The following is a 21,427-nucleotide window of genomic DNA, read 5'->3' on the forward strand; positions in this document are numbered from 1 at the left end:
CTCAATGCACTCCTTCCAGGTCCAGGACCGGGGCTTTCGCCACCGGGGCTTTTTTCTCGAAACGCTTGCCCAGGGTACGCAGCAGGACGTAGAACAGCGGCGTCAGGAACAGGCCGAAGAAGGTCACGCCCAGCATGCCGGCGAACACCGCGACGCCCATCGCGTGGCGCATCTCGGCGCCGGCGCCGGTCGAGAACACCAGCGGCACCACACCCATGATGAAGGCGATCGAGGTCATCAGGATCGGACGCAGGCGCAGGCGGGAGGCTTCCAGCGCGGCGTCGACGACGCTGCGGCCGTGGTCTTCCAGCTCGCGGGCGAATTCCACGATCAGGATCGCGTTCTTCGAGGCCAGGCCCACCAGCACGAACAGGGCGATCTGGGTGAAGATGTTGTTGTCGCCACCGGTCAGCTTGACCCCCACCAGCGCGCACAGGATCGACATCGGCACGATCAGGATCACGGCCAGCGGCAGGGTCCAGCTTTCGTACTGGGCGGCCAGCACCAGGAACACCAGCAGCACGCACAGCGGGAACACGTAGACCATGGTGTTACCGGCCAGGATCTCCTGGTAGGTCAGCTCGGTCCACTCGTAGGCGATCCCCTTCGGCAGCGTTTCCTTGGCCAGCTGCTCCATGATGGCTTGCGCCTGGCCCGAGGACACGCCCGGCGCCGGACCGCCGTTGACGTCGGCCGCCACGTAGTTGTTGTAGCGCTGGACGCGGTCCGGGCCATAGCTGTCCTTCACGCTCATCAGGCTGGACAGCGGGATCATCTCGCCCTTGTCGTTGCGGACCTTGAGCTGGGAGATCTGCTCCGGCTGCGAGCGGAACTGCGCATCGGCCTGCACCCGCACCTGGTAGGTGCGGCCGAACTGGTTGAAGTCGTTCACGTACAGCGAGCCGAGGTTCACCTGCAAGGTCTGGTAGATGGTCGCCAGCGGCACACCGAGCTGCTTGGCCTTGACGCGGTCGACGTCCGCGAACAGCTGCGGCACGTTGATCTGGTAGCTCGAGAACACGCCCGCCAGCTGCGGCGTGCCCCAGGCCTTGGCCTGCAGCGCCTGGGTGGCTTTATACAGCTCGTCGTAACCGAGGTTGCCGCGGTCTTCCAGCATCAGCTTGAAGCCGCCGGTCGTGCCCAGGCCGTTCACCGGAGGCGGCGGCAGCACCATCACGAAGGCGTCCTTGACTTCGCCCATGCGCTTGTTGATCTCGGCGGCGATGGCTTCGGCCGACTGCTCCGGCTTGCCCTTGCGTTCGCTGAAGGGCTTCAGGCCGGTGAACACGATGCCGGCGTTCGGCGCATTGGTGAAGCCGTTGATCGACAGGCCCGGGAAGGCGATCGAGGATTCCACGCCCGGGATTTCCTTGGCGATGGTCGACATCTTGCGGATCACCTCATCGGTGCGATCCAGCGAGGCGGCATCCGGGAGCTGGGCGAAGCCGATCAGGTAACCCTTGTCCTGGGCCGGCACGAAGCCCGGCGGCACCACCTTGAACATGAAGACCGCGGCCACGCCCAATACCAGGTAGACGCCCAGGGTCGCGATCTTGCGGCGCAGGACCGTCTTCACCCCGCCTTCGTAGCTGTGCGAGGCACGGCCGAAGAAGCGGTTGAAGGCGGCGAAGAAGCGGCCGAAGATCTTGTCCATCACGCGCGTCAGGCGGTCCTTCGGCGCATCGTGCGCCTTGAGCAGCGCGGCCGACATGGCCGGCGCCAGGGTCAGCGAGACGAAGGCCGAGATCACGGTGGAAATGGCGATGGTCAGGGCGAACTGGCGGTAGAACTGGCCGGTCAGGCCGGACACGAAGGCGATCGGCACGAACACGGCGCACAGCACCAGGGCGATGGCGATGATCGGGCCCGACACTTCCTTCATGGCCTGGATGGTCGCGTCATGCGGCGACAGGCCGTTGCCGATGTTGCGCTCGACGTTTTCCACCACCACGATGGCGTCGTCGACCACGATACCGATCGCCAGCACCAGCCCGAACAGCGACAGGGTGTTGATCGAGAAGCCGAACATCAGCATCACGGCGAAGGTACCGACCACCGAGACCGGCACTGCCAGCAACGGAATGATCGAGGCGCGCCAGGTCTGCAGGAACACGATGACGACCAGCGCCACCAGCACCACGGCTTCCAGCAGGGTCTTGATCACCGAGTCGATCGACTCGCGCACGAACTGGGTCGGGTCGTAGACGATGCTGTACTCGACGCCTTCCGGGAAGTCCTTGGACAAGGTCTCCATGGTGGCTCGCACATCCGTCGACAACTGCAGCGCATTGGCGTTCGGTGCTTCGAAGATCGGGATCGCGACCGCCGACTTGTTGTTCAGCAGGGAGCGCAGCGCATACGAGCTCGATCCCATTTCCAGGCGCGCCACGTCCTTCAGGCGCGTGACGGCGCCATCCTCGCCGGCCTTGACGACGATCTCGCCGAATTCCTCGACGCTCGACAGGCGGCCCTGGGTGTTGACGGTCAGCTGGAACTGGGCGTCCTTGCTCGGTCCCTGGCCGACCACGCCGGCCGCGACCTGCACGTTCTGCTCGCGGATCGCGGCGACCACGTCGCCCGCGGTCAGGCTGCGCGCGGCCACCTTCTGCGGATCGAGCCAGACACGCATGGCGTAGTCGCCCGAGCCGAACAGCTGGACTTCGCCCATGCCGTTCAGGCGCGCCAGCTGGTCCTTGATGTTCAGTACCGCGTAATTGCGCAGGTACAGGTCGTCATAGCGGCCGTCCGGCGAATTCAGGTGCACCACCATGGTCAGGTTCGGCGAGCTTTTCACGGTGGTGACGCCGATCTGGCGCACCTCCTCGGGCAGGCGCGGCAGCGCGCGCTGCACCCGGTTCTGCACCTGGCTCTCGGCACGGTCGATGTCGGTGCCGATCGCGAAGGTCAGGGTCAGGGCCAGGGCACCGTCCGAGGTGTTTTGCGAAGACATGTAGAGCATGTCCTCGATGCCGTTGATCTGCTCTTCCAGCGGCGCGGCCACGGTTTCGGCGATCACCTTCGGGTTCGCGCCCGGGTACTGGGCGCGCACCACCACCGACGGCGGCACCACTTCCGGATACTCGGACACCGGCAGCTTGAAGATCGAGATCAGGCCGCCCACGAAGACGATCACCGACAGCACGACCGCGAAGATCGGCTTGTCGACGAAGAAGCGTGAGAAGTTCATCGGATTACTCCTTGCCTGCGGTGTTCAGGGCCAGCTTGGTGCCGGACTTGGCGGCGGCCAGGTCGGCATCCATCGGCACGATCTGCGGCGTGACCGGCGCGCCGGGACGCACGCGCTGCAGGCCGTTGACGACGATCTTCTCGCCCGCCTTCAGGCCGGAGCGCACCACGCGCATGCCGTCCACCACCGGGCCCAGGGTCACCGGGCGGTATTCGGCCTTGCCGTCGGCGCCGACCACCACCACGAACTTGCGGCTCTGGTCGGTGCCGACCGCGCGCTCATTGATCACGACGGCCTGGTTGGCCACGCCGCTGCCCACCTGCACGCGGGCGAACAGGCCGGGCGCCAGTGCGCGGTCCGGGTTGGCCAGGGTGGCGCGCATGCGCACGCTGCCGGTACGGGCGTCCAGCTGGTTGTCGACGAATTCGAGCTTGCCCTCGTGCGGGAAGCCTTCTTCGTTGGCCAGGCCGATCTTCACGACCGCGCCCTTGTCACGCTGGGCGCGGGCGCCGACCCGCAAATAGGTCTGTTCGTCGCCGTCGAAGCTGGCATAGATGCGATCGAGCGAGACCACGGAGGTCAGCACGGCGCTGGCGTCGACCAGGTTGCCGAGGGTGATCTCGGCCTTCGACACGCGGCCGTCGATCGGCGCGGTGACGCGGGTATAGGCCAGGTTCAGGCGTGCCGACTCGTATTGCGCCTGGGCGGCGCGGGCATTGGCGTCGAGTTCCTTCTGGGCTGCGGCTTTTTCGTCGAACTCGCGCTGTGCGATGGCTTTGTCTGCCAGCAGGCGCTCGGCGCGCTGCAGTTCGAGGCGCGCCAGGTCGGCGCGGGCACGGGCCGCGCTGGCGGCGGCGCCGGCGCGGTCGGCTTCGGCCTGGTAGGGGCGCGGGTCGATCACGAACAGGACCTCGCCCTTCTTCACTTCGGCGCCCGGCTTGAAGTTGACGGCCGTGATGTAGCCGCTCACGCGCGGACGGATCTCGACCACTTCCACCGCCTCCAGGCGGCCCGAGAATTCCTGGGTCTCGGCCACCGGCTTTTCGATGACGACTGCCGCGGAGACCGGCGGTGCGGCCGGCGCGGCGGCTGCCGCATCGTCCTTGCTGTTGGCATCGGCGCAGCCGGTCAGTACCGCAGCTGCCAGGCCGGCGGCCGCGAGCAGCCCCACGAGAGTTTTTACTGTGCCCATTTGTCGGTTGTTCATGATGAACCTTTCTTATTGAGAGACAAAACAATCCCTATCGCAGCCGGGTTCGCGCCGGATGCGAGGAAAACAGGGGGCCTGTCCGCGCCCGCAGGCGTGGATGCCGTATTCCTTACTGGTCAGGAGGCCGCGCGCTCAGCGCGGCGGCGATACTGGCGTCAACAGCGCATGCTGCGCAGCTGGACGCCGGTGTCGACTGGTGTTCTATTCATGGCACACCTCTTTCGCAAAAACGGTCCCTCACGTCGCGTGGGCGACGACTTTTGGGCAAAACGGGGCCTCCCCGTGCCTGCGGCACGGTGTTCTCGGGAAGGCAGTGTCGGTAAGGGCTGGTGCTGAACGGTCAGCGATCCAGTCCTGCAAGGAAGGTTGCGATCTCCGCAAGCGCGTGCACCTTGCATGCACATTCGTTGCGTCCGCCCGGCTCCACCAGGGGCGCCGGCGGCATGCGCCGTACGGTGGTGCGCACGCCGGCGTTGATCAGTTTGGCGCCGTACTGTTCGGCCTCGTCGCACAATGGGTCGTCCTCGGCGGACAGGATCAGGGCCGGCGGCAGGTTCTTCAAGCGGGTCGAACGCAACGGCGAGGCATACGGGTGCGCACGGTCGGCGGCATGCGGCAGGTAGCCGCGGTAGGCTTCGGCGCAGGTGCTGGTCAGCTTTTCGCGGTCCGGGCACTGGTTCATCTGGCGCATCGAGCAGGTGGACAGGCCCGGGTCGAGCATCGGCATGATCAGGATCTGGCCGGCCAGCTTCGGCGCGGCGCGGTCGCGCGCCATCAGGGCGCACACGGCCGCCAGGTTGGCGCCGGCCTCGATGCCCATCACCACCAGCTTCTTGCCGGACCAGCCGAGCTTCGCCTTGTGCTTCATGGTCCACAGCAGCACGGCGTGCGCATCCTCTACCGCGGCCGGGAAAGGCTTCACCGTCGCCAGCGTATAGTTCGAGGCGAGTACCGCGCGCTCTTCATTGCATTGGGCCATATAGCGCAGGAACTCGTCGGCTTCCTGCAGGTCACCCGAGACGAAGCCGCCGCCGTGGAAGAACACGACCAGCGTGTCGCGCCTGGCCGGGTTGCCGGCCGTGTAGAGGCGCGCCGCCAGCGGGCCTTCGGCGCCGCCGACGTCGAGTTCGCGCACCTCGACCAGGCTGGCCTGGACCTCTTCGAGCACCGCGCTCATGGACGGGCTCCTTCATTGGCCACGGCCCAGCGGTCGGCTTTGGCTTCCGGGCACGCGTCGCACTGCATCTCGACTTGCATCGACAGCGCCTTCAGGCCGCGCGCTTCCGCGCCGGCAGCCTGCGAATAGGCGTCGGTCCCCAACAGGCCCGCCAGCGCTACCCCGCTCAGGGCGACTGCTACCGTGGTGAAGATCCCGTCCCGCATGCTCATGGCCAGCTCCGTATGTGTTTACATTTTGTTGCGATGCACACACTATAGTCTTCAACTACAATCGGATAAAGATGGCAATACCGAATTGATTATTCAGATTGCTGAACAATGCGCGATTCCTGAACGAAAAGGACCATCATGAACAAGCTCCAGGCCATGGAAGTCTTCATCCAGGTGGTCGACTGCGGCAGCTTCACCAAGGCGGCGGAAATGCTGAACCTGCCCAAGGCGACCGTCTCGACCCTGATCCAGACGCTCGAGTCGACGCTGGCGGTCAAACTGCTGCACCGCACGACGCGCCAGGTAATGATCACCTCGGACGGTGCCGCCTATTACGAACGCTGCGTGCAGATCCTGTCGGACGTGCGCGACGCCGAGGAATCGCTGTCGCGCCACCGCCTGAGCCCAACCGGACGCCTGCGCATCGACACCCCGACCGGACTGGCCTCGGAAATCCTGATCCCGGCCCTGCCCACGTTCTTCGAGCGCTACCCGGACATCACCCTGGAACTGGGCAGCACCGACCGGCCGGTCGACCTGGTCGAGGAAGGCGTCGATTGCGCCGTGCGCGGCGGCGAGCTGGTCGATTCGAACCTGATCGCGCGCCGCATCGGCGTGATCAACTTCGTCACCGCCGCCGCTCCCGCCTACATCGAGCGCTTCGGCATGCCGCAGCACCCGCGTGACCTGGAGCGCCACCGCTGCGTGAACTACTTCTCGGCCAAGACCGGCAAGATTTCGAATTGGGATTTCAGCCGCGACGGCGAGCGCATCGAGGTGGCCCTGCCCGGCTCCGTCGCGCTGAACGATTCGAATGCCTACGTGCAGGCGGGCCTGGCAGGCCTCGGCGTCATCATGATGACGGACTACCTGCTGCTGCAGCACATCGCGGCCGGGCGCATGCTGCAGGTGCTGCCCGAGTGGCGCAGCGATCCGCTGCCGGTGCACGTCGTCTACCCGCAGAACCGCCACCTGTCGGCCAAGGTGCGCGTGTTCGTCGAATGGATTTCCGAGCTGTTCGCGGCCCATCCGAACCTGCGCCTGCAGGGGCCGCGGAGCGCGGCGGCGGTAGCGGAACCGGCGCTGGAGACGGTGTAGAATCGTCGCAAACAAGAATGCCGGAGACAGCCATGGACCATACCTCGCAACCCCGCAACATCGACATCCTGCTGGCGCGCTACGCCGAAAGCCACCGCAACCACACCAACGAGATCATCCACTTCGTGTGCATCCCGCTGATCGTCCTGAGCCTGCTGGGCGTCCTGTGGGCGCTGCACCCGGTGGTGGCCGTCGCGGCGACGCTCGCCTCGCTCTATTACTACACCACGCTGTCGCGCGGCTTCGCCATCGGCATGGGCGTGATGAGCGCCGCGATGCTGGGCCTGCTGGCGCTGATGCCGCCGATGACGCTGCTGCCGCTGTCGATCGCGGTCTTCGTGGTGGCCTGGATCGGCCAGTTCGTCGGCCACAAGATCGAAGGCAAGAAGCCCTCCTTCTTCGACGACCTGCGCTTCCTGCTCATCGGGCCGCTGTTCGTGCTGTCCTTCCTGTACCGCCGGATGAAACTCGCGTACTGAATATCGCATCGTGCGGGAATGCGCGGGAGCACGTATACTCGCCCGATGCCATCTTCCGTCCTCTTCACCGTCGCCTCGCTGATCTGGGGCTCCACGTTCTGGGCCATCACCCTGCAGCTGGGCGAAGCGCCGCCCGCCGTCTCGGTGGCCTACCGTTTCTTCCTCGCCGCCGCCACGCTCTTCGTGATCTGCCTGGCGCGCCGCGACAGCCTGCGCCTGCCGCTGCGCACCCATGGCTGGATGGCCGTGCAGGGCGTACTCACCTTCTGCATCTCTTACATCTGCACCTATCAATCCGAGCAGTACGTGGTCTCGGGCCTGGTGGCGGTGATGTTCGCGCTGATGGTGTTCTGGACTCCGCTGCTGAGCAGCCTGTTCTTCGGGACCGTCATCAGCCGCCGCACCATCGCCTGCGGCGTGGTCGCCTTCGCCGGCGTCGCCCTGCTGTTCTGGCAGTCGATCAGCGCCGCCTGGGCCGATTTCCAGGCCGGCGGCAGCCCGGCATTCATCGCCGGCGTGGTCCTGGCGCTGGCCGCGACCATCGCCAGTTCGGCCGGCAGCATCGTGGTCAGCAAGGTGAAGGAAGAATGCGCCAACCTGCCGCTGACCATGGCCTGGTCGATGCTGTGGGGCGCCTGCCTGGTCACCGTGTGGCTGCTGCTGCGCGGCGACCGCTTCGTGCTGCCGTCCAGCCCCACCTACTGGGCCGGCCTGGTCTACCTGTCGATCTTCGGCTCGGTGATCGCCTTCTTCGCCTACTTCACCCTGATCGGGCGGATCGGCGCCCAGAAGACCGTCTACATCGGCGTCATCACGCCGGTGCTGTCGGTGCTGCTGTCGATCAAGCTCGAAGGCTACCGTCCCGGCCCGGTCGAATTCGCCGGCATGGTCCTGTGCCTGGCCAGCGTGGCCTGGGCCCTGCGCGCACCCGCAGCCAAACCTGTGCAATCCGCAAACCTGAACAATCCACTCGAAACGCCATGAGCACTTTTTCCATCCGTCCCGCCGTCCCCACCGACATCACCCACATCCACGCCATGATCGTGGAACTGGCCGTGTTCGAGAAACTCGAACACCTGGTCGTGGCCACCGAAGACCTGCTGCACGAAGGCCTGTTCGGCGAGCGCCCCTCGTGCGAAGCCATCATCGGCGAGGAGGACGGCGAGGTGGTCTGCTTCGCGCTGTTCTTCCATAACTTCTCGACCTTCCTGACCAGGAAGGGCCTGTATCTGGAAGACCTGTATGTGCGCCAGTCGCACCGCGGCAAGGGCTATGGCACCCGGATGCTGACCCGTCTCGCGCAGATCGCGGTCGAGCGCAACTGCGGCCGCTTCGAATGGTCGGTGCTGGACTGGAACGAGCCGGCCATCAATTTCTACAAGCAGATGGGCGCGGACATCCTGCCCGACTGGCGCATCTGCCGCCTGACCGGCGACACCCTCGACGCGCTGGCCGAGCGCCGCGCCTAAGCGCGCAAAGAAAAACCCACGGGGCCGGGAGGCGCCGTGGGCGAACCCATTTTCATCAAATGGGGAGGGGAGATGGTGAATCACACGCTTACACTATAGGCGTGGATCCTTAATGATCAATTAAGCCTTACATTCGGTTACCCTTGTTACGAGCGTGTTTGTGCTGCCCTTGAAGTGATCATTCCTGAGCTGGAATTGCGCGGCTTGACGAGAGTCAAACGGCTTGGATTCTGGAAGGGATTGCTTGTGGATGCGTAAGGAATAAGGGCCGGGCGCGCCTAGACGGCGATGTGCGCCTGCCTGAGGACGCCGCCGTTGACCACGCTGCGGCAGGGATTCGAGCCCATGGCATAGGCCAGGTCGGCCGGACGGGCGATGTTCCACAGGGCCAGGTCGGCACGCTTTCCGACTTCCAGCGTCCCGATGTCGGCGTGCAGGCCGAGCGCCCGCGCCGCGTGGCTGGTTGCGCCTTGCAAGGCTTCCTGCGGCGTCAGGCGCCACAGGGTGCAGGCCATGTTCATGGCCAGCAGCAGGGAGGTCATCGGCGAGGTGCCGGGGTTGCAGTCGGTGGCGACGGCCATCGCCACCCCCGCTTCGCGCAGCGCGGCAATCGGCGGCTGTACGGTCTCGCGCAGGAAGTAGTAGGCACCCGGCAGCAGCACGGCCACCGTGCCCGCGCGCGCCATCGCGTCGATGCCGGCCTGGCTCAGGTATTCGAGGTGGTCGGCCGACAGGCCGCCATGGCGCGCCACCAGTTCGGCGCCCTGCTGGTCGGACAGCTGTTCGGCATGCAGCTTGACCGGCAGGCCCAGTGCACGCGCCGCGTCGAACACGCGCGCGGTCTGGGCATTGGTGAAACCGATCCGCTCGCAGAACGCGTCCACCGCATCGACCAGGCCCTCCTGCGCCAGCTGCGGCAGCATGCGTGTGCACACCTCAATCACGTAATCGTCGGCGCGGCCCGCGAACTCCGGCGGCAGCGCATGGGCGCCGAGGAAGGTGGTGGCCACCCGCACCGGCAGGCGCTCGCCGACCAGGCGCGCGGCGCGCAGCATGCGCGCCTCGGCGTCCAGTTCCAGGCCATAGCCCGACTTGATCTCGAGCGTGGTGACGCCTTCCGACAGCAGCCTGGCCACGCGCGGCAGGCTTTGCGCCAGCAGCGCCTCCACGTCGGCCTCGCGGGTGGCGCGCACGGTGGACATGATGCCGCCGCCCTGGCGCGCAATGTCCTCGTAGCTGGCACCGTTCAGGCGCGCTTCCCATTCGTTGCTGCGGTTGCCGGCGTGGACGATGTGGGTGTGGCAGTCGACCAGGCCCGGCGTCATCCAGGCGCCGCCGCAATCGTGCTCCGCCAGGGCGGCGGGAGCGTCGCGGCGTGGGCCGAACCAGGCGATGCGGCCATCCTTCACGGCCAGCGCGGCGTCGCGCAGCTCGCCGTAGCCATCCACCATCGTTGCCAGGTGCACGCTGGTGAACAGCAGGTCCGCCACTTCACTCATAGCTTTCTTCGTCCTCTTCCTCGTGGTACCAGATGTCCACGATGTAGATCACGCCCTGCCCCGCTTCGAGCCTCCAGCGCGAGCCCGGCTCCAGCACCACCGCGTCGAAGCGCACCAGGCCGATGCGCTCTTCTTCGTTGCGCAGTTCGAGGGCGTCGCCCTCCGCCAGGAACAGCACGGTCACGTCGGCGCGCGCCACGAAGTTCGATGCGGCGCCGGCGTCGCCCAGCAGCCGGCGCCGGCCGAAGGTGTGGTAGCAGCGCTCGCTGCGCGTCATGGCATTGAAATCGGTGCTGCCGCCGCGGTTGAGCTTCGCGATGACCTGCGAGCTGCCGTCGAAGGCCACCACCGGATCGAGATCGGTCACCATGGTCGGCTCGCCGTCGATCTCGAGCGTCATGCCGTGGCCCTCGACCAGGGCCAGGGTGCGGTCCACGCCGGGGAACAGCGAGAAGGCGCCATCCTTCTCGATGGTGGCCAGGCTGACGCGCCAGTCGAAGTCCTCGAAACCGGCGTCCGGCGGACCGATGGCGATTTCGGTCGTGCTGCCGCCGCCGTTCTTCCACGGCACCGGCGACAATCCTGCGAATGGAATCAGTACGGTCATTGGCCCACCTCACTCGACTCACGTAATTCGTTGATGGCCTCGCGGTAGCGCTGCGCGACCCTGTCCTGCGCCACGTGGCGGCCGCCCTGCACTACCCAGCGTCCGCCGCACAGCACGTCGCGCACCAGGTTGTCGTTACCGCAGAACAGGAAGCGCCCGAGCACCTCCTCGTCCGCCACGCCGTCCAGGTTCGGATGGCTTCCGTCCAGCACCAGCAGGTCGGCGCGCATTCCTTCCGCGAGCGCGCCTACCTTGCGGCCCGCGGCCTGGGCACCGCCGCGCAAGGAAGTCTGCCACAAGTACTGGCCGACGTCGCGCTGTTGATGTGCGGGGTTGGTCGATACTGCGATATTGCGGCGCTGGTGGACCAGGCGCTGGCCGTATTCCAGCCAGCGCAGCTCCTCGACCGGGCTTTGCGACACGTGGCTGTCGCTGCCGATGCCGAAGCGCCCACCGAGCTCGATGAAGCGCTGCAGCGGGAACAGGCCGTCGCCCAGGTTGGCCTCGGTGGTCGGGCACAGGCCGGCAACGGCGCCGCTGCGCGCGATCGCCGCCACTTCCTCGTCGTTCAGGTGGGTGGCGTGGACCAGGCACCAGCGCTCGTCCACCGCGAGCTGCTCCATCAGGTACTCGACCGGACGGCGTCCGGAGAACTTGATGCTCTGCTCGACCTCGGCCTGCTGTTCGGCGATGTGGATGTGCAGCGGGCGCCCGGCCGGCAGGCCGGAGACCAGCTCGCGCATCTGCTGGATCGTCGCCGCGCGCAGCGAATGCGGCGCGGCGCCCACTTCCAGTTGCGGGCCGCGCAGGGGCTGGAGCGCTTCGGCGATGCCGAGGATGTCGTCGACACCCGTGCGGAAACGCCGCTGCTCGGGGCGCAGCGGCTGTTCGCCGAAGCCGGCGTGGCTGTACAGGACCGGCAGCAGGGTCAGGCCCATGCCGGTGGCATGGCCGGCGGCGGCCACGCGCTCGGCGGTTTCGGCCGGCCGCACGTAGGTCTCGCCATTGGGCCCGCGCTGCAGGTAGTGGAATTCGCACAGCGAGGTATAGCCGTGGCGCAGGCATTCCACGAACAGCTGGGCGGCGATGGCCTCGATCTGTTCCGGGGTGATGCGGGCGGCGAAGCGGTACATCAGGTCGCGCCAGGTCCAGAAGCTGTCCGGCCCCTCGCCGGCGCGCTCGGTCAGGCCGCCCAGCGCGCGCTGGAAGGCGTGCGAATGCAGGTTGACCATGCCCGAAATGACGTAGTCGGCGCGCGCCACGCCCAGGGGCGCCGCGGCCTGCGCGTCGACCCGGGTCAGGTCGCCCTGCGCATCCCATTCGAGCAGCACGTCGCGCCGCCAGCCGTCGGGGAGCAATGCATGGCGTGCGAACAGGGCTCTCATGCGCGCACCCACTCAGTTGCCCACCCTGCGGCAGCACCGATCATGTCCTGCAGCAGCGGCTGCACCTGCGCCGCGACCTCGGGACGGTATTCGAAGGGCGCCGCTTCATTCATGTACAGGCACTGGCACATCTCGAGCTGGATCGCGTGCACGCCGTCTTGCGGCTGGCCGTACTTGCGCGTGATGTGGCCGCCCTTGAAGCGGCCGTTCAGCGCAATGCTGAACCGGTCCTGGGCGCGGGCGACGCCCACTACCGCAGCTTCCAGTCCGGGATCGCAGGACTTGCCGTCCGCGGTACCGAAATTCAGGTCCGGCAGGCGGCCTTCGAAAAAGCGCGGCACTTGCGATGCAATGGAATGCGCGTCCCACAGCACCACGCGGCCGCTGCCCGACATGCGTTTGAGGCGCGCGAGTTCGGTGCGCAGCTGTTCGTGGTAGGGCATCCAGTAGCGCTCCAGCCGGCGCCGCACCTCGGCCTCGTCGGGCGTGCGGCCCGGCAGGTAGAGGCTTTCGCGGCCGAAGGTGTCGACCGGGCACAGGCCGGTGGTGTCCATGCCCGGGTAGAGATTGGTGTTCTCGGGCGGGCGGTTCAGGTCGATCAGGTAGCGCGACCAGCGCGCAGAGATGGTCGACACGCCCATCTCTTCCAGGAAGCCGTACAGCTCGGGCAGGTGCCAGTCGGTGTCGGCGCGCGCGGCGGCGCAGGGCGCCATGGCGGCCAGCACCTCGTCCGGGATGTCGGTGCCCGCATGGGGCATCGACACGAGCATGGGAAGCTTGCCTGCCTTGAACCGGAAATCCATGTCCTCTCCTGTCGAGATTAAGGGTGCAGTACGGTGAACAGTTCCTTGCACGATGCCGACAACTCGCCGTGCACGACCATCAGGCGAGCGGCCTCGATGTCCGGGGCGAAGAAGCGGTCCGCATCGTAGGGCGCCACGCGCGCGCGCAGCTGGGCGTGCACGTGCTCGAGGTGCTCGGAACTCCGCAAAGGACGGTGGAATTCGATGCCCTGGGCCGCCGCCAGCAGCTCGATGCCCACGATCACGGACGTATTGTGCGCCATCTGGTGCAGACGGCGCGCCGCGAAGGTTGCCATGCTGACGTGGTCTTCCTGGTTAGCCGAGGTCGGCAAGCTGTCGACGCTGGCCGGATGGGCCAGCGACTTGTTTTCCGAGGCCAGCGCGGCGGCGGTGACGTGGGCGATCATGAAGCCGGAGTTCAGGCCGGGTTCCTTCACCAGGAAGGCCGGCAGGCCGGACAGGTTGGCGTCGATCAGCAGCGCGATCCGGCGTTCCGACAATGCGCCGATTTCGGCGATCGCCAGCGCCAGGGTGTCGGCGGCGAAGGCCACCGGCTCGGCATGGAAGTTACCGCCGGAGATGATCGCACCGTCCTCAGGGAACAGCAGCGGGTTGTCGGTGACGGCATTCGCCTCGATCAGCAGGGTGCGGCCGGCGTTGGCGATCAGGTCCATCGCCGCGCCCATCACCTGCGGCTGGCAGCGCAGGCTGTACGGATCCTGCACGCGCTCGTCGCCCACCAGGTGCGAGGCGCGGATCGCGCTGCCCTTGACCAGTTCGCGGTAGATGCTGGCCGCGGCGATCTGGCCCGGCTGGCCGCGCACCGCGTGGATGCGCGCATCGAAGGGTGCGTCGCTGCCGCGGGCGGCGTCGACCGACAGCGAACCGGCCACCATGCCCGCTTCCAGCAGGCGCTCGGCCATGAACAGGCCGTGCAGCGCCAGCGCGGTCGAGACCTGGGTGCCGTTGATCAGGGCCAGGCCCTCCTTGGCGGCCAGGGTCACCGGCTCGATGCCGGCGGCGCCCAGGGCCTGCTTCGCCTCCATCAGTTCGCCCTTGTAACGCACCGGACCCACGCCCAGCATGGCGAGGGTCATGTGGGCCAGCGGCGCCAGGTCGCCCGAGGCACCGACCGAGCCTTGCGAAGGGATGGCCGGCATGATGCCGGCGTTGTACAGGGCGATCAGGGTCTCGATGATCAGGGGCCGCACGCCCGAATAGCCGCGCGCCAGGCTGCCGATCTTGGTCAGCACGATCAGGCGCACGACATTGTCGGCGATGAGCTCACCGGTGCCCACCGCGTGCGACAGGATCAGGTTGCGCTGCAGCGCTTCCAGCTGGTCGTTCGGGATGTGGGCCTTGGCCAGGATGCCGAAGCCGGTGTTGATGCCGTAGGCCGGGTCGCCCTTGGCGGTGATCTTTTCCACCAGCGCGCAGGAGGCCTTGACCGGCTCCCAGGCTTCCGGTGCGAGGCTCAGGGGCAGGTGATCGGCCCAGACGGCGCGCAGCTCGGACAGCGTCAGTTCGCCGGGGCGCAGGGTAATGGTGTGGTGCGAGTCGTTCATAGCTAAAACCTTACTTGATCATCGGGAGATTCAGGCCGTTGCGCTTGGCCGTCTCGATTGCACTTTCATAGCCGGCGTCGGCGTGACGCATCACGCCCGAGCCGCTGTCGTTCACCAGCACGCGGGCCAGGCGCTCTGCTGCCGCCTCGGTGCCGTCGGCCACGATGACCACGCCCGAGTGCTGCGAATAGCCCATGCCCACGCCGCCGCCATGGTGCAGCGAGACCCAGGTGGCGCCGCCGGCGGTGTTCAGCAGGGCATTCAGCAGCGGCCAGTCGGACACCGCGTCGGTACCGTCGCGCATGGCTTCGGTCTCGCGGTTCGGGCTCGCCACCGAGCCGGTATCGAGGTGGTCGCGGCCGATCACGATCGGCGCTTTCAGCTCGCCGCTGCGCACCATCTCGTTGAAGGCCAGGCCGGCCAGGTGGCGCTCGCCCAGGCCGAGCCAGCAGATGCGTGCCGGCAGGCCCTGGAAGGCGATGCGCTCGCGCGCCATGTCGAGCCAGCGGTGCACCCGCGCATGCTGCGGGAACAGCTCCTTGATCTTGGCGTCGGTCTTGTAGATGTCCTCGGGATCGCCCGACAGCGCCACCCAGCGGAAGGGACCGCGGCCCTCGCAGAACTGGGGACGGATGTAGGCCGGCACGAAGCCCGGGAAGTCGAAGGCATTCTCGACACCCTCGTCCTTCGCCACCTGGCGGATGTTGTTGCCGTAGTCGACGGCATAAGAGCCCAGGGCCTTGAAGTCGAGGATGGCGCGCACGTGCACGGCGCAGGATGCCGCGGCGGCGGCCTTCAGGCGCGCGTGCTGCGCAGGATCCTGCTGCGCGGCCTTCCACTCTTCCACGGTCCAGCCGGAAGGCAGGTAGCCGTTGATCAGGTCGTGGGCCGAGGTCTGGTCGGTGACCAGGTCCGGCACCAGGCCGCCGGCCTTGGCGCGGCGCACCAGCTCCGGCAGGATGTCGGCGGCGTTGCCGAGCAGGCCGATGGAGACGGCTTCGCGCTTGCCGGTGTATTCCTTGACCATCGCCAGCGCCTCGTCGATGTCCTTCGCCTGCTTGTCGAGGTAGCGGGTGCGCAGGCGGAAGTCGATGCTGCTCTGCTGGCACTCGATGTTCAGCGAGACCGCGCCGGCGAAGGTCGCGGCCAGCGGCTGGGCGCCGCCCATGCCGCCCAGGCCGGCGGTGAGGATCCAGCGGCCTGCCATGTCGCCGCCGAAATGCTGGCGGCCGGCTTCGGCGAAGGTCTCGTAGGTGCCCTGCACGATGCCCTGGGTGCCGATGTAGATCCAGCTGCCGGCGGTCATCTGGCCGTACATGAACAAGCCCTTGCGGTCGAGTTCATTGAAGTGTTCCCAGTTGGCCCACTTGGGCACCAGGTTGGAGTTCGCCAGCAGCACGCGCGGCGCGTCCGCATGGGTGCGGAACACGCCGACCGGCTTGCCGGACTGGATCAAGAGGGTCTCGTTGTCTTCCAGCGTGCGCAGCGAGGCCAGGATCTGGTCGTAGCATTCCCAGTTGCGGGCGGCGCGGCCGATGCCGCCGTAGACGACCAGGGCCTGCGGGTTTTCCGCGACCTCGGCGTCGAGGTTATTCTGGATCATGCGGTAGGCGGCTTCGGTCAGCCAGCTCTTGCAGCTCAGCTGGCTGCCGCGCGGTGCGCGGATCACGCGGGCGGGATCGAAACGGGGGTCGTGGGGCATCGGTGAATTCATGGCGGCTCCTCAGTTGGAATCAGCAATGAGTCTAAGTTGTCTATACAACCAAGTCAATCCATTTTATCAGCCCCAGTCTGCTTACTTTTTGAACACCTGCTTCCCGCCGACCCAGGTCTCCAGCACGCCGGTCTTGAAGATGTCGTAGGTCGGCATGCGGAACAGGTCGCGGTCGATCACGATGAAGTCGGCGTGCTTGCCCGGCTCCAGCGAACCGAGGCTGTTTTCCTGGTGGCCGGCATAGGCGGCGTCCAGCGTGAAGCAGCGGAAGGCTTCTTTCAGCGACATCGCCTGGTTCGGGTACCAGCCCGCCACCGGCTGCCCGGCGTGGTCCATGCGGGTGACGGCGGCGTGGATGCCGAAGAAGGGATTCGGCGACTCCACCGGGAAGTCCGAACCGCAGGCGATGCGCGAACCCTGGTGCAGGAAGCTGCGCCAGGCGTAGGCGCCCTTGATGCGTTCCGGGCCGACGCGGGTCTCGGCCATGTTCTTGTCCGAGGTCGCGTGGGTCGGCTGCATCGAGGGGATGATGCCGAGCGACTTGAAGCGCGGGATGTCCTCGAGCGTCACCACCTGCGCATGCTCGATGCGGTGGCGCTGCCCTGCGCTCTTGGTCGCGCCCAGCTCCTTCTTGTAGATGTCGAGGATCTGCTTGTTGCCGGCGTCGCCGATGGCGTGCACGTTGACCTGGTAGCCCTTGCGCATGGCCTTGCTCATCATGGCGTCCATCTGCGCGGTCTTGAAGAACAGCAGGCCGTGCGAGTGCGGCTCGTCGCTGTAGGGCTTGAGCAGGGCGGCGCCGCGGCTGCCCAGCGCGCCGTCCGAATACAGCTTTACTGCACGCAGCGCATACATGCCATCGGCATAGTTGAGGAGCGGGCCATTTTTTGCCAACTGGTCAAAATCCTTGTCGGTGCCGCCGATCATGCCGTACACGCGCGCCGTCAGCTTCTTCCTATCGGCGTAGTGGCGGTACAGGCGGTCTTCCGCCACGCCGACGCCGGCATCGTGCACGCTGGTCAGGCCCATGCGCGCGATCTCCTGCAGCGAACGGTCCAGCATCGTGCGGCCCTCGGCCTCGGTCTGGGCCGGCATCACCTTGGTGACGAGTTCCTGGGCCGCGTCGACCAGCACGCCGGTGGCTTCGCCGTTCGCATCGCGCATGATCTTGCCGCCGGCCGGGTCGGGGGTGGCCTTGGTGATGCCGGCCAGGGCCAGGGTGCGGCTGTTGGCCCAGCCGGCGTGGCCGTCGACGCGCTCCAGCCATACCGGGCGGTCCGACACCACGGCATCCAGCTCGGCGGCGGTCGGGAAGCGGCCCAGTTTCCAGTTCTCCTGGTTCCAGCCGCGGCCGCGGATCCAGGCGTGGTTCGCGTTCGCTTTCGAATACGTGGTGATGGCCTTGATCGCATCGGCCAGCGAGGTGGTGCCGGAAAGGTCGAGCTGGGTCAGCTGCTGGCCCAGGCCGAACACGTGGCCGTGGGCGTCGATCAGGCCCGGCAGCACGGTGCGGCCCTGCATGTCGACCTGGCGCGCGCCCTTCGCCTTTGCACTGACGTCGGCATTGCTGCCGACGGCAAGGATGCGCCCCTTGTCGTCGAAGGCCAAGGCGCTGAACTGCACCAGCTCGCCCCTGGCGTTCAGGGTGTAGCCGTTGGCGTTGGTGATGACGGTGTCGGCCCGGGCCGACGAGAGGACGCCGAGGCCGGCAAGGACGATCAGTGAAGAGAGGGGTATCTGGCGCACGCGCATGCTTTCTATTCTCCGTTTTTATATGGTGACCGCGCTTCGTGGGCGCGGCACCAGGGAGTGTATAGAAAATCAAGGATGGGGCATAGCCGCGCTCTAGCCCGCGTCGTGGAAGATGATCCCGAGTGTGTGCCGGGTGCCGCGCCGCAGCCGGCTGACCCCATGGCGCATCGCCACCCGGTAGACCCCGCGCGTGCCCTGCACCGGCCGCTGGTTGACCGCGAACACGACCGCATCGCCCTGCCCCAGCGGCACCACCTCGGCACGGGATTGCATGCGCGGGCGCTGCTCCGTCAATACGAATTCGCCGCCCTCGAAATCCTCGCCGGGCCGGGACAGCAGCAGCGCCGCCTGCAGCGGGAACACCAGCTCGCCGTACAGGTCCTGGTGCAGGCAGTTGTAGTCGCCTTCGCGGTAGCGCAGCAGCAACGGGGTCGGCTTGACCTGCCCCGCCGCATGGCAGCGCGCCAGGTAGTCCGCATGCGCGTCCGGGAAGCGGGTGTCGATGCCGAGTACCTCATGCCAGCGGTTGGCGATGCCTGCCAGCGGCGGGTACAAGGCCGTGCGCAGCGCCGCCAGCGGCGCCGGCAGCGGATAGGCGAAATACTGGTACTCGCCGCGACCGAAACCATGCTGCTGCATCAGCACCCGGCTGCGGAACAGCGCGGGACGCTCGTACAGCGCCGCCGCGGCGGCGCAATCCTGCGGCGCCAGCAGGCCGGGAATGACGGCGCAGCCGAAGGCGTCAAGGTCTTCGGCCACATGCTCCCAGTCGACAGCCTTCACTGCCCGGCCTCGCGGTCGAGCAGGGTGCGCTTGCGTTCGATCCCCCAGCGGTAGCCGGACAGCGCGCCATCGGTACGCACCACGCGGTGGCAGGGAATCGCCACCGCCACCGGATTGGCGGCGCAGGCGCCGGCGACCGCGCGCGCCGCCGTCGGCATGCCGAGCCGTTCCGCCAGCTCGCTGTAGCTGACGGTGGCGCCCGCGGGAATCGCGCGCAGCGCTTCCCACACGCGGCGCTGGAAGGCGGTGCCGCGCACGTCGAGCGGCAGGTCGAGCCCGAGGCGCGGCGCCTCGACCAAGCCGACCACCTGCGCCACCGTGCGCTCATAGCCGGCCTCCGCGCCGATCAGCTCGGCGTGCGGGAAGCGTTCCTCCAGGTCCCGCACCAGCGGCTCCGGTTCGTCGCCGATCAGGATCGCGCAGATGCCGCGTTCCGTGCTTGCCACCAGGATGGCGCCGAGCGAACAGGCGGCGACGGCGAAGCGGATGGTTTCGCCCGGCCCGCCCGCGCGGTAGCGGCCCGGCGTCATGCCCAGCAGGCCGGTACTGGCATCGTAGAAGCGCCCGCTCGAGCCGAAGCCGGCCTCGTAGATGGCGTCGGTGACGCTCGGCGCCGCCGCCAGCCCCTGCTGCAAGCGGGCGGCGCGGCGTGCGCCGGCATAGGCCTTCGGCGTGATGCCGGTGTAGGCCTTGAAGATGCGGTGGAAATGGAAGCGGCTCATGCCCACCGCCTGCGCCAGGCTGTCGAGGTCGGGAGCCTCCTCGGCGGCGTCGATCAGGCGGCAGGCCTGCGCCACGGCGGCTGCCTGGCGCTCGGCCAGCGGCGGCTGCCCCGGCTTGCAGCGCAGGCAGGCGCGAAAGCCCGCCGCTTCGGCATCCGCCGGGCTGGCATGGAAGGCGACGTTGGCGCGCAGCGCGCCGCGCGAGGGGCAGGAAGGCCGGCAGTACACGCCCGTGCTGCGCACGGAATAGTAGAACTGGCCGTCGGCGTCGCGGTCGCGGCGCTGCACGGCGGCCCAGCGCGCCTCGTCGGTATCAAAGATGCTGGTCATGGCTGTCATGATGGTTCCCGGTTGCTGATGGATGCACACAGCGTAGCGCCCGGCCTGCGCCGGGGCACTCCGGGTCTTGCTTTCGAATTGCGGTGCTAGAATCCGGTGTCGCGGCAGCTCGCCGCCCATGCTTCCCGGAGAGTAGTTTGGAAGAACCGATCGCGCAAGACAGCACCCCCATTTTCCAGCGAATCAAGGATTACCTGGTCGGCGAGATCGCGTCCGGCCGCTGGAAAGAAGGCGACCTGGTGCCCTCCGAGCAGGCGCTGGTGCGCCAGTTCGGGGTCTCGCGCATGACCGTCAACCGCGCGGTGCGCGAGCTGACCGCCGAGCAGGTGCTGACCCGGCGCCAGGGCTCGGGCACCTATGTGGCGCCGCAGAAGTACCAGGCGACCCTGGTCGAGATCCGCAATATCGCCGACGAGATCCGCGCGCGCGGCCGCGCCCACCGCAGCCATTTGCGCCTGTTGCGCGCCGAGATCGCCACCGACGAGCTGGCGGCCGAGTTCGAGCTGGCGCCCGGCGTCACGCTGTACCACTCGATCATCGTCCACTTCGAGAACGACGTGCCGATCCAGGTCGAGGACCGCTGGGTCAACCCGGACTGCGCGCCGAGCTACCTGGAGCAGGACTTCGGCAGCATCACCCCGAACGAGCACCTGATGGCGGCGGCGCCGCTGCAGGGCGCGACCTATGGCATCGAGGCCCAGCCGGCTCCGCCGGAAGTGGCCGGCATGCTGGCGATCGGCGCAGGCCTGCCCTGCCTGGTATTGCACCGCCGCACTACCTCGGGTGGCCGGGTCGCCTCGGTGGCCACGATGTGGCATCCAGGCCACTTGGCGCGGTTTACGGGCAGCGTTTGAGGCCAGGGTTGTTCAATATCTCCACGAAAGTGGAAAACTTCGCCATAATGGCTCCCTTCCAAACGCCACCTACCCATTCCGCATGAAGCCATCCTTCTCGCCCGCACCGCATGCCGCCCCGCGCCGCGTGCTGCTGCTCGACGATGACCGCTTCATGCTCGATGTGCTGCGCGACATGCTCGACCTGCTCGACACGGGTGACGGGGCCGGTCCTTTCGACATCCATGCCGAGATCGATGCGCGGCGTGCGCTGGCCGCCCTGCCGCGCCACGCGCCCGAGCTCCTGATCTGCGACCTGGCGATGCCCGAGATGGACGGCATCGAGTTCCTGCAGGCGGCGGCGCGCCAGGGTTTCAATGGCCGCGTGATCCTGGTGTCGGCGCTGGAAGACGGCGTGCGCAACGCCGCCACCGAACTGGCGCGCGCCCTCGGCTTGCAAGTGGCGGGGGCCTTCCGCAAGCCGCTGGCGATCGAGCAGTTGCGGCTGGCGGTGCAATGTTGAGATTTTGTACAAACCGACCCACACTTTTTGAAAAAATGGGGTATTATTCGGCACATCCCCGCCTGACACC

Annotated in this window: 19 protein-coding genes; 6 read left to right on the forward strand and 13 right to left on the reverse strand. The window is 67.3% G+C overall.

Annotated elements, in window-relative coordinates; translation table 11 throughout:
- Position 1 precedes the first annotated feature (1 nt).
- The 4 genes from AC56LK_RS08505 to AC56LK_RS08520 all read right to left on the reverse strand — a co-directional run bounded on the left by AC56LK_RS08505 (position 2) and on the right by AC56LK_RS08520 (position 5,786).
- On the reverse strand, positions 2-3,187 hold the full coding sequence (locus AC56LK_RS08505) for an efflux RND transporter permease subunit (protein WP_497184114.1): 3,186 nt from the start codon (positions 3,185-3,187) through the stop codon (positions 2-4).
- A 4-nt stretch (positions 3,188-3,191) separates the two neighbouring features.
- Positions 3,192-4,394, reverse strand: coding sequence for an efflux RND transporter periplasmic adaptor subunit (locus tag AC56LK_RS08510; protein WP_497184115.1), 1,203 nt, complete (start codon positions 4,392-4,394; stop codon positions 3,192-3,194).
- A 343-nt stretch (positions 4,395-4,737) separates the two neighbouring features.
- Entirely contained in the window at positions 4,738-5,574 is an 837-nt protein-coding gene (locus AC56LK_RS08515; protein WP_497184116.1) for an alpha/beta hydrolase, read from the reverse strand.
- Positions 5,571-5,786 (reverse strand): hypothetical protein, encoded by a 216-nt coding sequence (locus AC56LK_RS08520; RefSeq protein WP_497184117.1) that lies wholly within the window; start codon positions 5,784-5,786, stop codon positions 5,571-5,573. Before AC56LK_RS08520 ends, AC56LK_RS08515 begins: the two co-directional genes overlap by 4 nt.
- A 138-nt stretch (positions 5,787-5,924) precedes the next feature.
- On the opposite strand from AC56LK_RS08520, the gene AC56LK_RS08525 reads away from it, so the two are divergent.
- Genes AC56LK_RS08525 through AC56LK_RS08540 form a run of 4 tightly spaced genes read left to right on the forward strand, consistent with a single transcriptional unit; the run spans position 5,925 to position 8,832 of the window.
- Positions 5,925-6,884, forward strand: a complete 960-nt coding sequence (locus AC56LK_RS08525) for a LysR family transcriptional regulator (protein WP_497184118.1) — start codon at positions 5,925-5,927, stop codon at positions 6,882-6,884.
- A gap of 32 nt (positions 6,885-6,916) precedes the next feature.
- A complete protein-coding gene (locus AC56LK_RS08530; protein WP_497184119.1) occupies positions 6,917-7,363 on the forward strand; it encodes an Mpo1 family 2-hydroxy fatty acid dioxygenase in 447 nt (148 codons plus the stop codon).
- Positions 7,364-7,408: 45 nt separating this feature from the next.
- Entirely contained in the window at positions 7,409-8,347 is a 939-nt protein-coding gene (locus AC56LK_RS08535; protein WP_497184120.1) for a DMT family transporter, read from the forward strand.
- Positions 8,344-8,832, forward strand: coding sequence for a GNAT family N-acetyltransferase (locus tag AC56LK_RS08540; RefSeq protein ID WP_497184121.1), 489 nt, complete (start codon positions 8,344-8,346; stop codon positions 8,830-8,832). Before AC56LK_RS08535 ends, AC56LK_RS08540 begins: the two co-directional genes overlap by 4 nt.
- Positions 8,833-9,110: 278 nt before the next feature.
- Here the strand turns inward: AC56LK_RS08540 and hutI are convergent, their stop codons facing one another.
- The 9 genes from hutI to ada form a co-directional block, all read right to left on the reverse strand.
- Entirely contained in the window at positions 9,111-10,331 is a 1,221-nt protein-coding gene (hutI, locus tag AC56LK_RS08545; RefSeq protein ID WP_497184122.1) for an imidazolonepropionase, read from the reverse strand.
- Positions 10,324-10,938: a HutD/Ves family protein gene (locus AC56LK_RS08550; protein WP_497184123.1), complete on the reverse strand. Its 615-nt coding sequence runs from the start codon at positions 10,936-10,938 to the stop codon at positions 10,324-10,326. The genes hutI and AC56LK_RS08550 overlap by 8 nt, the downstream gene beginning before the upstream one ends.
- Complete coding sequence (locus tag AC56LK_RS08555) at positions 10,935-12,323, reverse strand: formimidoylglutamate deiminase (protein ID WP_497184124.1); 1,389 nt, start codon at positions 12,321-12,323, stop codon at positions 10,935-10,937. The genes AC56LK_RS08550 and AC56LK_RS08555 overlap by 4 nt, the downstream gene beginning before the upstream one ends.
- The gene (gene hutG / locus AC56LK_RS08560; protein ID WP_497184125.1) at positions 12,320-13,126 is read right to left on the reverse strand and encodes an N-formylglutamate deformylase; all 807 of its coding nucleotides are present in this window, start codon (positions 13,124-13,126) and stop codon (positions 12,320-12,322) included. The genes AC56LK_RS08555 and hutG overlap by 4 nt, the downstream gene beginning before the upstream one ends.
- 17 nt (positions 13,127-13,143) lie before the next feature.
- Complete coding sequence (gene hutH / locus AC56LK_RS08565) at positions 13,144-14,691, reverse strand: histidine ammonia-lyase (protein ID WP_497184126.1); 1,548 nt, start codon at positions 14,689-14,691, stop codon at positions 13,144-13,146.
- A gap of 10 nt (positions 14,692-14,701) precedes the next feature.
- Positions 14,702-16,405 carry a urocanate hydratase gene (gene hutU, locus AC56LK_RS08570; protein ID WP_497184127.1) on the reverse strand — a complete coding sequence of 568 codons (1,704 nt, stop codon included), beginning with the start codon at positions 16,403-16,405 and terminating at the stop codon, positions 14,702-14,704.
- 81 nt (positions 16,406-16,486) lie between these two features.
- Positions 16,487-18,157: an amidohydrolase gene (locus AC56LK_RS08575; protein ID WP_497184128.1), complete on the reverse strand. Its 1,671-nt coding sequence runs from the start codon at positions 18,155-18,157 to the stop codon at positions 16,487-16,489.
- Positions 18,158-18,250: 93 nt separating this feature from the next.
- Positions 18,251-18,940 (reverse strand): 2OG-Fe(II) oxygenase, encoded by a 690-nt coding sequence (locus AC56LK_RS08580; protein ID WP_497184129.1) that lies wholly within the window; start codon positions 18,938-18,940, stop codon positions 18,251-18,253.
- Positions 18,937-19,992, reverse strand: a complete 1,056-nt coding sequence (gene ada, locus AC56LK_RS08585) for a bifunctional DNA-binding transcriptional regulator/O6-methylguanine-DNA methyltransferase Ada (RefSeq protein WP_497184130.1) — start codon at positions 19,990-19,992, stop codon at positions 18,937-18,939. Before ada ends, AC56LK_RS08580 begins: the two co-directional genes overlap by 4 nt.
- A 146-nt stretch (positions 19,993-20,138) precedes the next feature.
- On the opposite strand from ada, the gene hutC reads away from it, so the two are divergent.
- On the forward strand, positions 20,139-20,855 hold the full coding sequence (hutC, locus tag AC56LK_RS08590; protein ID WP_497184131.1) for a histidine utilization transcriptional repressor HutC: 717 nt from the start codon (positions 20,139-20,141) through the stop codon (positions 20,853-20,855).
- Between the two features lie 82 nt (positions 20,856-20,937).
- Positions 20,938-21,357, forward strand: coding sequence for a response regulator (locus tag AC56LK_RS08595; RefSeq protein ID WP_497184132.1), 420 nt, complete (start codon positions 20,938-20,940; stop codon positions 21,355-21,357).
- The last annotated feature ends 70 nt before the right edge of the window (positions 21,358-21,427 follow it).

The sequence above is a fragment of the Telluria sp. ZB4P36 genome (assembly GCF_059685865.1).

Bases quoted from the DNA above. Each gene is read 5' to 3' on its own strand.
- AC56LK_RS08525 (WP_497184118.1), top strand. From the start codon at position 5,925: ATGAACAAGCTCCAGGCCATGGAAGTCTTCATCCAGGTGGTCGACTGC.
- AC56LK_RS08595 (WP_497184132.1), top strand. From the start codon at position 20,938: ATGAAGCCATCCTTCTCGCCCGCACCGCATGCCGCCCCGCGCCGCGTG.
- hutU (WP_497184127.1), bottom strand. From the start codon at position 16,405: ATGAATTCACCGATGCCCCACGACCCCCGTTTCGATCCCGCCCGCGTG.
- AC56LK_RS08540 (WP_497184121.1), top strand. From the start codon at position 8,344: ATGAGCACTTTTTCCATCCGTCCCGCCGTCCCCACCGACATCACCCAC.
- AC56LK_RS08575 (WP_497184128.1), bottom strand. From the start codon at position 18,157: ATGCGCGTGCGCCAGATACCCCTCTCTTCACTGATCGTCCTTGCCGGC.
- AC56LK_RS08555 (WP_497184124.1), bottom strand. From the start codon at position 12,323: ATGAGAGCCCTGTTCGCACGCCATGCATTGCTCCCCGACGGCTGGCGG.
- AC56LK_RS08550 (WP_497184123.1), bottom strand. From the start codon at position 10,938: ATGACCGTACTGATTCCATTCGCAGGATTGTCGCCGGTGCCGTGGAAG.
- AC56LK_RS08520 (WP_497184117.1), bottom strand. From the start codon at position 5,786: ATGAGCATGCGGGACGGGATCTTCACCACGGTAGCAGTCGCCCTGAGC.
- hutG (WP_497184125.1), bottom strand. From the start codon at position 13,126: ATGGATTTCCGGTTCAAGGCAGGCAAGCTTCCCATGCTCGTGTCGATG.
- AC56LK_RS08530 (WP_497184119.1), top strand. From the start codon at position 6,917: ATGGACCATACCTCGCAACCCCGCAACATCGACATCCTGCTGGCGCGC.
- AC56LK_RS08515 (WP_497184116.1), bottom strand. From the start codon at position 5,574: ATGAGCGCGGTGCTCGAAGAGGTCCAGGCCAGCCTGGTCGAGGTGCGC.
- hutI (WP_497184122.1), bottom strand. From the start codon at position 10,331: ATGAGTGAAGTGGCGGACCTGCTGTTCACCAGCGTGCACCTGGCAACG.
- hutH (WP_497184126.1), bottom strand. From the start codon at position 14,691: ATGAACGACTCGCACCACACCATTACCCTGCGCCCCGGCGAACTGACG.
- AC56LK_RS08505 (WP_497184114.1), bottom strand. From the start codon at position 3,187: ATGAACTTCTCACGCTTCTTCGTCGACAAGCCGATCTTCGCGGTCGTG.
- ada (WP_497184130.1), bottom strand. From the start codon at position 19,992: ATGACCAGCATCTTTGATACCGACGAGGCGCGCTGGGCCGCCGTGCAG.
- AC56LK_RS08535 (WP_497184120.1), top strand. From the start codon at position 7,409: ATGCCATCTTCCGTCCTCTTCACCGTCGCCTCGCTGATCTGGGGCTCC.
- AC56LK_RS08510 (WP_497184115.1), bottom strand. From the start codon at position 4,394: ATGAACAACCGACAAATGGGCACAGTAAAAACTCTCGTGGGGCTGCTC.